Below are 12,910 nucleotides of genomic sequence, written 5' to 3'. Positions count from 1 at the left end.
GCTGGACACTCGACAGAAGTCGACATGTGCACACCGGGTCAGATAGATGCCCATATGGGAGAAGCTACGCACGGCCTGGCGCTAAGTCAACCCAGGCGCCCGCCTCGATCAGGTCGATGTCGAACTCGGGGCGCCAGGCGAGCGTCCACGACTCGCGGAAGGTGCCCTTGCTCCGGCTCTCCTGGGGCGTGCCCCAGTCGACGCCGAGCAGGCGCAGCCGGTGCAGCAGCCTGCTGCGCTCCAGGTCGAGGGGCCTGCGCAGGTCGAGGTCGTGCTCACGGTCCAGGGCCTCGGGCTTGAGCCGCAGCCGGCGCTGCTCCTCGCGGAGGTGGCGCTGGAGGGGGACCATCGGGGTCGCGTCGGGGACGTGGCCGAGCCGCTCCCCCACGACCATGCGCCGCTGGATCAGCTCCACCGGCAGGTCGTCGCCCTCGCACAGGACGGCCCGGACCGCCTCGGTGACCTCCGCCAGCCCCGCCAGCGGCCGTCCCCGGAGCACGGCCAGGCTCTGCGTGAGCCGTACCGCCTCGATGACGTGGGCGGAGGAGACCGGCAGGTCCTCCTCGCGCAGCACCCCGGCGGCGGCGGTCAGCCACCGCTCCACCGGACGGTCGGCGGAGGCGAACAGGTGGTGGTACCAGCCCGGTGAGGTCACTCCCGCGCCGTATCCGCTCCAGGCGGCCAGCCGCCCGTAGGTCCACGGCACCCAGGTCATCTCGGCCTTGACCTTGGGCAGCCCCCGCAGCAGCTCGTCGTCGGCCTTCACCGTGGGCAGCCCCGCGCCCCAGCCGGCGCCCTCCTCCGCCGTCCCGGCCAGCGCGGGCACGTGCCAGGCGCCGCAGACGACGGCGATCCGCTCGAACCCGTCCTTGACCGCCCTGCGGATCGTGCGCCGCATGAAGGCCTCGCGCCGGGATCCGTACGCGTCGGCGACGTGCCCGTCGCGGACCGCCGCCATGGCCTCGGCGATCACCCGGAACGGCGTGTCACCCCGGTGCTCGACCACGTCCTCCCACCAGCGCTCCGGATCGTCGTATCCGGCGGCGCGGGCGAGCGCCCCGATCGGGTCGGCCCGTACGGCCGGCATCCCGGCCTGCGGCCCCTCCCCCTCGGACGGCTCCGTCCCCGGCGCGTGCCCGGCCGGTTTCTGCCGGTCCGCCGGCCGGCCGTCCTCCGGCCCCGCGTCCTCGGGTGCCGTGTCCGGTGCCCGCCCCTCTCCCGGCTCGTCCTCCGGGCGGGAGGCGAGGCTGTGGGCGGCGGGCAGGTCGCAGAAGCGGACCGGGACGCCCGCCTCCACCGCGTGACGGATCGCCTGCCACTCCGGGGAGAAGACCGCGAACGGCCAGAAGGCGGCCTTGGACGGCTCTCCCGGCACGTGGGCCAGCAGCGCCACCGGGGGTTCGAGACCGGGGTCCTTGGCCAGCTCGACCAGCCCGTCCGCCTCCGGCGGGCCCTCGATGAGCACGATGTCCGGCCTGAGCCGCTCCAGCTCGTCTCTCAGGGACCGCGCCGAACCCGGCCCGTGGTGCCGGATGCCCAGCACGGAGACGCTCACGGGCGGCCTCCGATCGCCGGGGGGCCGGCCGGTCCGGCCGGTGACGGGCCGCGGCGGGCGCCACGTGGTGCGGACGCCGCGGGACGGGACGGCCCCGCCCCGGCGCTCCACGCCTCAGCCCGCGTCACGGCAGGCCCGGTAGAAGTCGCGCCAGTCCTGGCGCTCGCGGACGACGGTCTCGAGGTATTCCCGCCAGACGACCTGGTCGGAGACCGGGTCCTGGACCACGGCGCCGACGATCCCGGCGGCCACGTCGGAGGGGCGGAGGACGCCGTCGCCGAAGTGGGCCGCCAGCGCGATGCCGTTGGTGAGGACGGAGATGGCCTCGGCGGTGCTGAGGGTGCCGCTGGGGGACTTGACCTTGGTGCGGCCGTCCTCGGTGACGCCGGTGCGCAGCTCGCGGAAGACCGTGACGACGCGGCGGATCTCCTCCAGGCCGGTCGTGGTCCGGGGCAGCTCCAGGGAGCGGCCCAGCTGGCCGACGCGGCGGGAGACGATGTCCACCTCCTCCTCGGCGGTGGCCGGGACCGGCAGCACGACGGTGTTGAACCTGCGGCGCAGGGCGCTGGACAGGTCGTTGACCCCCCGGTCGCGGTCGTTGGCGGTGGCGATGACGTTGAACCCGCGCGTGGCCTGGACCTCCTCGTTGAGCTCGGGGATCGGCAGCGTCTTCTCCGACAGCACGGTGATCAGCGCGTCCTGGACGTCGGAGGGCATGCGGGTCAGCTCCTCCACCCGGGCGATGCGCCCCTCGGTCATCGCGCGCATCACCGGGCTGGGCGTGAGCGCCTCCCGGGACGGGCCCTCGGCCAGCAGCCGCGCGTAGTTCCAGCCGTAGCGGATGGCCTCCTCGGCGGTGCCCGCGGTGCCCTGCACGAGCAGGGTGGAGTCGCCGCTGACCGCGGCCGCCAGATGCTCCGACAGCCAGGTCTTGGCGGTGCCGGGCACCCCGAGCAGCAGCAGCGCGCGGTCGGTGGCGAGGGTCGCCACCGCCACCTCCACGATGCGGCGGGGCCCGATGTATTTCGGGGTGATCTGATCACCGTCGCCCAGGATGTAGCGGGTCACCGCCCAGGGGGACAGCTTCCAGCCCGGCGGCCGGACCCGGTCGTCGTCCTTCGCCAGGATCGCCAGCTCCTCGGCGTACTGGTCTTCGGCGTGGGCCCGCAGAACCGTTGTCACACAAGCTCCTTCAACATGTCGTCACGGAAACGCAGGAGGGCGGCGACCTCCTGGATGGGCGGTTCGGGCGAGAGGCGTTCGGCCACGCCGTACAGGGCGGGGTCGATGCGCTCACCGGCGAGCTTGGTCAGCTCGCCGAGGTTCCACGGCTGGGTGCCGGAGACCTCGAGGATCTTCTGCAGCACGGCCTTGGCCAGGCCGGGCCCCCAGGGGGCCGAGGCGCCGCCGAGGACCATGATGAGCTGGCCGTCCAGGCCGTGCCGGCGGACGAAGTCGGCCGCGACGCGCTCCTGCTCGGCGGGGGGCAGCGCGGCCAGCAGGTCGGCGAGCGGGTCCCAGGCGAACAGCTCCCTGGCCCATTCGGGGTCGCCCTGGAGCACGGTGGCCCTGACCCACCCCGCCATGACCTCCCGGCCCCAGTCGACGATCTTCATGCGGACCAGCTCGGCCGGCGGGCGGCCGAGCAGACGGGGCCAGACGGCGAGCGGGGTGCGCGCCACGGCCTGCTGGAGCCACCAGCTCCGCTCGCCCGTGCCCCGGGGCGGCTTGGCCCGGATCCCGTCGCGCTCCATCGCGCCGTCGCAGGCGGCGGGCGGGGTGACCTGGATCGTCCCGTCCTGGACGGAGAGGTAGCGGGCGCCCCGCTCGGCCATCCGCAGGCCCAGGCGGGAGCCGGGCAGGCGGGTGAGCAGGTCGGCGGCCTGGTGGCGGACCTCGCGGCGGCGGTCGTCGAGGGCGGACTCCAGGAACGGCTCGTCGTCGGGAGAGAGCCGCTCGGCGAGGACCTCCAGGAACGCCGCCCGGTCGTCGGGGGTCTCCTTCTCCCACGTCGCCGCGAGCAGCTCCCTGGCCTCCGCCGGGTCCGCCGCCCGCAGCGCGGCCAGGTGGGCGCGGCGGTCGCCGGAGGTCCCCAGCTCCCAGACCTCCCGGGCGCCGTCGGCCCCGGTCACGGCGGCCGAGGTGACCTCCTCCAGCAGGAAGCCCCACTCGGGGTTGAGCCCGGCCAGCCAGCGGCCCCGGTTTCCGGCGAGGACGCCGAGGTGCGGGCGGATCGACCGGTCTCTGGCCCCCTGGTCGAGGAGCTCGGGCAGCAGGTGCGGCGAGATCCGGTAGCCGTGCCCGGCCGCGGTCTCCAGCCATTCGGTCAGCAGCCTCGGCCGCTCGCCGCCGAGGATCCGGGCGAGCCGGTCGGCGGCCGCGGGCGAGAGCGCGGGCTGCTCCTCGGGCGGCGCGACGCTCAGCGGCTCGCCCTCCTCCAGCCGGTGACCGGCCCGCATCCGCAGCGTGTGCACGGCGGCGCGTTCGAGGAGCTCCACCTCGCCCGGCGCGCCACCCGGGAGGGGACGGCGGTCGGTGCCGACGAGCGCGGTGGAGACGAGGTCCTCCCACTCGGCCGAGGCGTTCACAGGACGATCACCCTGCCCTTCTCGTCCCAGGTCGTGAGGGGCCGCAGCCCCCTGGGGGTCCATTCGGCGGCGACGGTCAGCGGGTGGCCGCCGGAGGCCGCGAGCAGCCGCCACGGGGTGCCGGCCGACGGGTGCAGCGCCAGTCCCCCGGAGGGGCCGGCCAGCTGCCAGGAGGAGCCCCTGGCCGGGATCACCCCGTCGAGGACGACGGGCCAGGAGTCCACCCAGGGGTCTCCCGCCAGCGCCCGGGCCACCTCCTCCAGCGCCCGCTCAGGGGTGGATCCGGGCGCGGGGCCGGCGGGTGCGGCGTCGTGGCGGGCGGCGACCAGGGCCCGCAGCGGTGACGGACCCGGATAGAACGCCAGGTCGGCGTCGAGTGCCGTGCCGGTGACGAGCGAGGCGTCGAGGGCCTGACCGACCGGGGCGAAGGAGAGCACGAGCGCCGGCCGGCCCGTGGCCCTGCCGCGGAGCCAGACCCGGCGCGCGATCAGCCGGTCCTGCTCCTCGTCGCGGCGGCCGAGCACGTCCCATACGTCCCTGACCGTCTCCCCCGCGAGCACCTCCTCCTTGGTGACCGGGAAACCGACCCGCTCGCGGACCCGCTGCAGCAGCCCGGCGGCCGCCGGGTGCGGCGCCCCGGCCCGCTCCGGGGCGCCCGCGCCGTCGCCGGAGGCCCGCACCATCTCGGGGAGGCGGCGGTGGGCCACCGACAGCAGGTGCAGGAGGGCGTATTCGCCCAGCAGCCGGGCGGGCCAGTCCTCGGTCGCCAGGACGGCGTTCAGGCGGGAGACGCTGCCGGCGACGGCCGGGGCCTGCGCGTCGATCAGACGTTTGGCGAGGCCGTCCCAGTGGTCGTGCCGCCGGGATCCGGCGATGCCCTGCCTGATCTGGTCGGCGAGCCAACGCTCCAGCTCCGACAGGCCGGCCGCCACACGCTGCTCGCGCTGCTCGGCCCGGCGGCCGCCGCCCGGCGGGCCGGACTCCGCCGGATCCGCCGCCGCCGTCGCCGCGCGGGTGGCCGCCTTCGCGGCGCGGTCACGCCGCTGGTCGAGCCACTCGGCCACCCAGTTGGCGGGCTCGTCGGCGGCCGGGACGCCGTCGGCCGACCAGAGCAGCAGCAGGCCGAGCGCGTGTTTGCAGGGGAACTTCCGGCTCGGGCAGTTGCACCGGTAGGCGGGCTCGGACAGGTCCACGCACGCCCGGTAGGGCTTGGAACCGCTGCCTTTGCACTCGCCCCACAGCGCGTCCGCCGTGACCCCGATTCCCGACCACTTGCCGGGGGAGGAGACCCCCTGGGCCGCTTTCTGGGATGGGGCGTCGGGCGCGAGCGCGAGCACCTGATCCCGGTTCCATCGTTCGATCACGGTCGGAACGCTAGCCAACCCCTCCGACAAAAGCCGTGGGAAATCGGTCTGGCACATAACCCAGTAATGCGTCTACTGTATTCAAAACTCAGTATTCACCACGTGATATAGCACTGTTCATCGAGGAGCACCATGGTGAAGAGGATCCACGTCATCGCCGGAGTCGTGATCGTCGGCGGGCTCACGATGGGCGGTTGCGCCACCGGGGGCCTCCCCGCGAAGGACGCGCCGAAGATCTCGCAGAGCTCGGGCGGCACGCTCTCCGGAGAGATCAAGGTCTGGTCCTGGGATGTCGCGGCGAAGGCGCTGCAGCGTATGGCCCCCGAGTTCGAGAAGACCCACCCCGGGGTGAAGGTCCAGGTGGTGGACATCGGCTACGACAACGCCTACGACAAGATCACGGTCGGCCTCAAGTCGGGTTCCGGGCTGCCGGACGTGATCACCCTGGAGGACGACCGCATTTCCGGGTACGTCGAGAACTTCCCCAACGGCCTGGTGGATCTGAGCGGCGTCGCGAGCAAGTACAAGGCCGACTTCGACCAGGCCAAGTGGGCCGCGGCCACCTCGGGCAAGGGCCTGTTCGCATTGCCGTGGGACTCCGCGCCGGTGGGCCTGTTCTACCGACGCGACTACTTCAAGCAGGCGGGAGTCGACCCCGACTCCATCGTCACCTGGGACGACGCGATCAAGGCAGGCGAGAAGATCAAGCATGTCACCGGGAAACGCCTGTTCGTCGCCGACCTCACGACCCCCGACATGTTCACGACCCTGCTCCAGCAGCTCGGTCAGGGCTACTTCAAGGACGGCAAGGTCGCGGTGAACAGCCCCGCGGCGGTCAGGGCGCTCACCCTGCTCAAGACCCTCAAGGACAAGGACCTGCTGCAGAACGAAAAGGGCTGGGACGGCCGGGTCACCGCGACCAAGCAGGGCAAGACCGCCACCCAGCCGACCGCCGCCTGGTGGAGCGGGACGCTGACCGGGGAGATGCCCGAGCTGTCGGGCAAGTTCGGGGTCGTCCCGCTGCCCGCCTTCGACGCCAACGGCGTCCGCACCTCCGCCAACGGCGGCTCGGCGCTGGCCGTCACCTCGCAGACGAAGAACCAGGAAGCGGCCTGGGCGTTCGTCCAGTGGCTGCTCGCGAGCAAGGACAACCAGGTCGCCATGATGAGGAACGAGGCCCTGTTCCCCGCCTACCTGCCCGCACTGACCGATCCGCTGTTCGACGAGGCGCAGCCGTACTTCGGCGGGCAGCGGGTCAACCGCCTGTTCGCCGACGAGGTCCGGAACATCCCGCCGATCGAGCTGACCGGGGACGACTCCCAGGCCCGGGAGATACTGAAGAAGGCCGTCTCCGGTTCGCTGCTGGACGGCGACGACCCCAAGGCCGCGCTCGACGAGGCCGCCACGCGGATCGCGTCCGCGACCAAGCGGCCCCTCACGCAGTGACACCTCCGGTGACATCCCCCACGACAGGCATCGCGGCAGACCGTACGGCAGACCCGGCGGCTCACCCGGCGACGCCCCTGGCGGCCCGGCGGAGCCGGATGATCCCGTGGTTCTTCGCGGGGCCGGCGGCGGCGCTGTTCCTGATCTTCTTCGCCTATCCGCTGGCCGCGTCGTTCGTGCAGAGCCTGCAGACGACGGACGGCGGAACCGTCGAGTGGGCCGGCGCCGGTCAGTACGCGCGCCTGCTGGCCGACCCGTCGTTCCTGCAGTCACTCGTCAACGTCGCGCTGATCCTCATCGTCCAGGTCCCCGTCATGATCGGCCTGGCCCTGGTGCTGGCCTACGTGCTCAACCAGTCGTGGCTCCGCTTCCGGGCCACGCTCCGGGCCGCCTACTTCCTGCCCGCGGTGACGACCCTGGTCGCCTACGCCGTGGTCTTCCGCGTGCTGCTCAGGACCGAGGGCGGCGCGGTCAACCAGGTCCTGGGCGTGCAGGTGGACTGGCTCAACGATCCGTTCTGGGCCCGGGTCGCGCTGATCGCGTCGATCACCTGGCGCTGGGCGGGCTACAACGCGGTCATCCTGCTGGCCGGACTGCAGGCCGTCGGCCGCGAGCAGTACGAGGCGGCGGCGATCGACGGCGCCGGATCGCTGACCACGTTCCGGCGGGTGATCCTGCCGCAGTTGCGCCCCGTGGTGCTGTTCTGCTCGATCACCTCGACGATCGGCACGCTGCAGCTGTTCGACGAGCCGATGGTGCTGACCGGCGGCGGCCCCGGCGACGCCACGCTCACCCCGATCCTCTACCTCTACCAGGTGGGTTTCCGCCAGTTCGACTTCGGCTACGCGGCGGCCATCGCCTGGGTCGTGGTGGCGCTCATCGGCGGCCTGTCCTACCTGCAGTTCCGCTACTTCGGAAGGGAGCGGTCGTGAAGCGGGCCCTGGTGTGGCTGGCGGCGGCGGCGGGCGCGGTCGTCAGCGTGATCCCGTTCTACTGGATGATCGTGGCGGCCACCCACGACGGCGGCGAGCTGTTCGCCTCTCCCCCGCCGTTCCTGCCCGGCGGCGAGCTGATGGCCAACCTCGCCGACCTTGAGGAGACGATCCACTTCTCCCGGGTCATGGTCACCAGTGTCTGGACGGCGGTCGTCTACACGGTGCTCAGCGCGCTGGTCTCGGCGATGTGCGGGTACGGCCTGGCGAAGTACCGGTTCAGGGGGCGGGGAGCGCTGCTCGGCGTGGTGCTGGCGACCATGATGATCCCGTTCCAGGTGCTGCTGGTCCCGCTGTTCCAGATGATGGCGAGCATCGGCTGGGTGGACACCTACCAGGCGATCATCGTGCCGTTCCTGGCCAACTCCTTTGGCATCTTCCTGATGCGTCAGGCCTTCATGGACTTCCCCGACGAGTTGCTGGAGAGCGGCCGCCTGGACGGCGCGGGCGACCTGCGGATCTTCTACCGGATCGTGCTGCCGTGCGTACGGCCCCAACTCGGCGCGTTGGTCATCTTCACCTTCATGGGCCAGTGGAACGCGTTCATCTGGCCCCTGCTGATGCTCAACTCCGAGGAGCGCTTCACCGTCCCGGTGGCGCTGAACCATCTGATCGGCCTGTCCCACGTGGACTACGCGGGGCTGATGCTGGGCGCCTTCCTCGCCACGCTCCCGCTGACGCTGATCTTCCTGCTGTTCCAGCGGCAGTTCGTCTCCGGCCTGCTCGGCGGAGCGCTCAAGGGGTGATCCCTCTCTAGTATCGGTGCAATGACGACACCTTCCCGCCCACCGCTCGCCGAGACCCTCGACCTGCTGCCGCACCCCGAGGGGGGCTGGTACCGGGAGACCTGGAAGACCTCCGTCGACCTCGCCCCGCCCGGATACGACGGGACGAGGGCCACGGCCACCGGGATCTACTTCCTGCTGGAGCCGGGCGAGGAGTCGCGCCCGCACGTGGTCCGCTCCGACGAGGTGTGGCTCTGGCACCGGGGCGGTCCGCTGACCCTGGTCCTCGGCGGCCACGAGGGCCAGCCGTCGAGCACGGTGACCCTCGGCCCCCTGGTCGAGCAGGGACAGCTCCCGCAGGCCCTGGTGCCCGCCGGGACCTGGCAGGCCGCCCGCCCGGCCGGGACCGAGGGCGTGCTCGTGAGCTGCGTCGTCTCCCCCGGCTTCGACTTCGCCGACTTCCGCATGGTGTGACGGCGTCCCCGTCTGCGGAGAGAATGCGGTTACACGACATACGAGGAGGTCAACGGTGATCCACGAGATCGTCTCCGTAATCGGGGGAAAGCAGACCGCCAACGGCACGGCCTACGACTCGATCAACCCGGCCCGCGTGGACGAGGTGGTCGCGCGGGTCCGGCTGGCCGACGCGGAGACCTTCTCCTCCGCCTGCCGTACGGCCGCCGAGGCCCAGCGCGAGTGGGCCGGCGTGCCCGCTCCCGTCCGGGGGCGGGTGATCGCCTCGATCGGGCGGCTGGTCGAGGCCAACGCCGAGCCGCTGGCCCGCCTGGTCACCCGTGAGATCGGCAAGCCCTACGCCGAGGCGCTGGGCGAGGTCCGGGAGATCGTCGACACGTGCGACTTCTTCCTCGGCGAGGGGCGGCGCCTCTACGGGCAGACGGTGCCCTCGGAGATGCCGGACAAGAACCTGTTCACCTTCCGGGTCCCGGTCGGGGTGGCCGCGGTGATCACGGCGGGCAACTTCCCGGTCGCGGTGCCGTCCTGGTATCTCGTCCCGGCCCTGCTGGCCGGCAACGCGGTCGTCTGGAAGCCCGCCGAGTACGCCGCGGCCTCGGCGCACGCGCTCTACCGGCTTTTCGCCGCGGCCGGGCTGCCCGAGGGCGTGCTGAACCTCGTGCTCGCCGACGGCCCCGCGACCTCCGAGGGCCTGGAGGCGGCGCTGGCCGAGGGCACGGTGCACAAGGTCGGCTTCACCGGCTCGACCGAGGTCGGCCGCAGGATCGGCGAGCTGTGCGGACGGCACCTGCAGTCGCCCTGCCTGGAGCTCGGCGGCAAGAACCCGATGGTGATCATGCCCGACGCCGACCTGGACCTGGCGGTGGAGGGCGCGCTGTTCGCCGGGTTCGGCACGGCGGGGCAGCGCTGCACCTCGCTCGGCACGGTGATCGTGCACGAGAGCGTCCACGCCGAGTTCCTCGACCGCTACACGCGCGCCGTGGCGGCCGCGACGATCGGCGACCCCGCGGGAGACGTGCTGTGCGGGCCGCTGCTCGACCACAAGTTCGCCTCCCGCTACGAGGAGTATCTGGGCTGGATCCAGCCGCACCACACGGTCGTCTCCGGGCCGACGGGCCGGATCACCGGTGACAACCCGCGTGGAGACTTCTCCGGCGACGGGGGGCTCTACTACCACCCCGTGGTCGTGGACGGCGTGCGCCCCGACGACCGGCTGTTCCTGGAGGAGACCTTCGGCCCCATCGTGGGCGTGACCGCCTTCTCGACGCTGGAGGAGGCCGTCGAGCTGGCCAACCGGCCGGGTTACGGGCTCTCCTCCTCCATCTACACCACCGACCCCAAGTCGGCCTTCCGGTTCCGCGCGGGCATCGGCGCGGGCATGGTCAGCGTCAACAACTCCACCTCCGGAGCGGAGGCCCACCTGCCCTTCGGCGGCAACGGCAAGTCCGGCAACGGCAGCCGCCAGTCGGGGATGTGGGTGCTCGACCAGTTCACCCGCTGGCAGGCGATGAACTGGGACTACTCCGGCAGGCTCCAGAAGGCCCAGATGGATGTGGCCGAGATCATCCCAGACCTGGACTTCCGGCTCTGACTTTGCCATACCGGGGGGTTCTCCCCATCGTGATCGCGGCATGCCTCTCCTTGGAGAGGGTGCCGCGACCACCCGTGTGATCACACGGGTGGCGCGGCCGTCATGGCCGGAGCCGGTCTTCTCGCGGCCGGGACACCGGCCGCGCGGATCCCGGTCCGTCACCCCGTCCGCCGGCCCGCGCACCGTGCCCGAGGAGGATCGGCACGGCCCGCGCGAGGCCGCCACCCGCCGGGAAGGCCGTCAGGCCCTGCCGGACGCGTGAGGGGCCGCGTGCTGCGGCGCGGCCTCTCACGGATCCGGCGGCCCGGCGGGCTCAGTGGTGCATGACGACGCGTTCGACGAGTTCGAAGCCCACCAGGAGCAGGACCGCGATCCCGGCGAGGGCGTAGCGCAGGACGGGCGGCCTGCGGCGCCCGGACGCCGGGCCCCGGACGCGCACGCGGACCCTCGTCACGCGTGCACGGACCCTCGTCACGCGCGCACGGGTCTTCTCCGCACGCACGGAAGCCCGTACGGGCACGGGGACCAGGGCCGGCGCGGGGGCGGGGACCGGCGCCGGGACGGAGACGCCCGGAGGCGCGGAAGCCTCCGGCAGCGCGGGGTCCGGCACCGGGGCGGAGGCGCCCGGAGGCGCGGAGACCCCGCCGGACGCGGGGAGCGGCGCGGGGGTGGAGCCCGCGGCCGGGTCCGGCGCGGGGACGCCCGGCGCTGCGGCGCGGTGCGAGCGGTCTCCCACGGGGAAGGCCTTCACGCTGCTGTCGCCGCAGCCGGGGCACCTCACCCCCGACCAGGGCGGCTGGACCAGGACCCCGGAGCGCGTCCAGACCACGACGTCGTGACCGTGCCCGTCGGTCAGGCGGCGGACGAGGTATTCCTCCCGCCAGACGTGCCGGCAGTGCAGGCATTCCAGTGGCCAGATCTCGCGAGTGCTGAACTCCTCGCGCACGAGGATCACCCCCATCGTGACACCGATACCGGCCTGAGTGTGAGCGCGGTTCCGGATGTCGGCAAGCGGCGCGGGGGTGCGGATCCACTGCCCCTTCACGACAACCTTCATCTCATGAAGTGAGACGTTCTCTCTTGATATGTGAGACCGCTGCTACGGTTGGCCCATCCGACCGAAGGAGTGATCCGCCATGGCCGCCAAGGACGCCGTATACACCCACGGACATCACGAGTCCGTGCTCCGGTCCCACCGGTGGCGGACCGTGGAGAACTCGGCGGCCTACCTCCTGCCGCACCTGCGGCCGGGAACGTCGCTGCTGGACGTCGGCTGCGGCCCCGGCACCATCACCGCGGAGCTGGCCGGGCGGATCGCACCAGGAGTGGCCACCGCGGTCGAGGTCACCGAGGAGGCGCTCGCCCTGGCCCGCGCGGAGGCGGAGCGGCGCGGGCAGTCCAACATCGAGTTCTTCGTCGCCGACGTGCACGCGCTGGAGTTCCCCGACGACACCTTCGACGTCGTCCACGCCCACCAGGTGCTGCAGCATGTCGGCGACCCCGTCCAGGCGCTGCGGGAGATGCGGCGGGTCTGCAGGCCCGGCGGGATCGTCGCCGTCCGCGACAGCGACTACGCCGCCTTCGCCTGGTTCCCCCGGCTGCCCGCGCTGGAGGAGTGGATGGCCCTCTACCAGCGGATCGCCCGGGCCAACGGCGGCGAGCCCGACGCGGGGCGGCGGCTGCTGTCATGGGCCCGCGCGGCCGGCTTCGCCGACGTCTCCGCCACCTCTTCGACCTGGTGCTTCGCGACGCCGGAGGACCGTGCCTGGTGGGGCGGCATGTGGGCCGAGCGGATCCTGAAGTCCGACATGGCCCGCCAGGCGCTGGAGGCGGGCGCGGCCACCGAGGACGACCTGCGCCGCATCTCCGACGGCTGGCGGGAGTGGGCCGCGGAGCCGGACGGCTGGCTGTCCCTGCTCCACGGCGAGCTGATCTGCCGGGCCTGACCCCCGGCGTCGGCCCCCTGGCCGTTCACCGTGCCGGCAGGGCCGTCGGGGCGCCCCGGGCGAGGCCGGGGCGCCCGCTGAGGTGTCAGGGCTGCTGGGTGATCTTGACGTCGTCGATTCCGGCCTCGACCAGGGAGGCGGTGGAGGCGTCGGCGGCTTCGATGAGGATGCGGACGCTCTGTCCGGCGAAGGCGGAGATGTCGGCCTCGGCGGTGGCCCAGGCGCCGTT

The 12,910-nt window shown here is 72.7% G+C and carries 10 protein-coding genes and 1 pseudogene; 6 read left to right on the top strand and 5 right to left on the bottom strand.

What is annotated here, in order from left to right; genetic code table 11:
* Nucleotides 1-91: 91 nt before the first annotated feature.
* From ACWDS7_RS40360 to ACWDS7_RS40345, 4 genes and pseudogenes are all read right to left on the bottom strand, one after another.
* Nucleotides 92-1,555, bottom strand: a pseudogene (locus ACWDS7_RS40360) (DUF5682 family protein); the annotation flags it as partial.
* A 114-nt stretch (nt 1,556-1,669) separates the two neighbouring features.
* Nucleotides 1,670-2,737 (bottom strand): ATP-binding protein, encoded by a 1,068-nt coding sequence (locus ACWDS7_RS40355; protein WP_451933570.1) that lies wholly within the window; start codon nt 2,735-2,737, stop codon nt 1,670-1,672.
* Entirely contained in the window at nt 2,734-4,143 is a 1,410-nt protein-coding gene (locus ACWDS7_RS40350; protein ID WP_451933569.1) for a DUF5691 domain-containing protein, read from the bottom strand. The genes ACWDS7_RS40355 and ACWDS7_RS40350 overlap by 4 nt, the downstream gene beginning before the upstream one ends.
* Nucleotides 4,140-5,507 (bottom strand): SWIM zinc finger family protein, encoded by a 1,368-nt coding sequence (locus ACWDS7_RS40345; protein WP_451933568.1) that lies wholly within the window; start codon nt 5,505-5,507, stop codon nt 4,140-4,142. The genes ACWDS7_RS40350 and ACWDS7_RS40345 overlap by 4 nt, the downstream gene beginning before the upstream one ends.
* A gap of 132 nt (nt 5,508-5,639) precedes the next feature.
* Here ACWDS7_RS40345 and ACWDS7_RS40340 point away from each other — a divergent pair, with 132 nt between their 5' ends.
* The 5 genes from ACWDS7_RS40340 (at nt 5,640) to ACWDS7_RS40320 (ending at nt 10,735) form a co-directional block, all read left to right on the top strand.
* Complete coding sequence (locus ACWDS7_RS40340; protein WP_451933567.1) at nt 5,640-6,953, top strand: ABC transporter substrate-binding protein; 1,314 nt, start codon at nt 5,640-5,642, stop codon at nt 6,951-6,953.
* A gap of 98 nt (nt 6,954-7,051) precedes the next feature.
* Entirely contained in the window at nt 7,052-7,885 is an 834-nt protein-coding gene (locus ACWDS7_RS40335; protein WP_451933566.1) for a carbohydrate ABC transporter permease, read from the top strand.
* Entirely contained in the window at nt 7,882-8,691 is an 810-nt protein-coding gene (locus ACWDS7_RS40330) for a carbohydrate ABC transporter permease (protein WP_306868037.1), read from the top strand. The genes ACWDS7_RS40335 and ACWDS7_RS40330 overlap by 4 nt, the downstream gene beginning before the upstream one ends.
* A 21-nt stretch (nt 8,692-8,712) precedes the next feature.
* The gene (locus ACWDS7_RS40325; protein WP_451933565.1) at nt 8,713-9,144 is read left to right on the top strand and encodes a cupin domain-containing protein; all 432 of its coding nucleotides are present in this window, start codon (nt 8,713-8,715) and stop codon (nt 9,142-9,144) included.
* A 55-nt stretch (nt 9,145-9,199) separates the two neighbouring features.
* Entirely contained in the window at nt 9,200-10,735 is a 1,536-nt protein-coding gene (locus ACWDS7_RS40320; protein ID WP_451933564.1) for an aldehyde dehydrogenase family protein, read from the top strand.
* A gap of 313 nt (nt 10,736-11,048) precedes the next feature.
* Here ACWDS7_RS40320 and ACWDS7_RS40315 read toward each other — a convergent pair whose 3' ends face one another.
* A complete protein-coding gene (locus tag ACWDS7_RS40315) occupies nt 11,049-11,792 on the bottom strand; it encodes a hypothetical protein (protein WP_451933563.1) in 744 nt (247 codons plus the stop codon).
* A gap of 79 nt (nt 11,793-11,871) precedes the next feature.
* Here ACWDS7_RS40315 and ACWDS7_RS40310 point away from each other — a divergent pair, with 79 nt between their 5' ends.
* Nucleotides 11,872-12,681, top strand: a complete 810-nt coding sequence (locus tag ACWDS7_RS40310) for a methyltransferase domain-containing protein (protein ID WP_451933562.1) — start codon at nt 11,872-11,874, stop codon at nt 12,679-12,681.
* Nucleotides 12,682-12,910 lie beyond the last annotated feature (229 nt).

This window comes from Streptosporangium sp. NPDC003464, from assembly GCF_053588315.1.
Note: the sequence above shows the minus strand (reverse complement) of the source record. Positions and strands in the feature narration are given on the sequence as shown.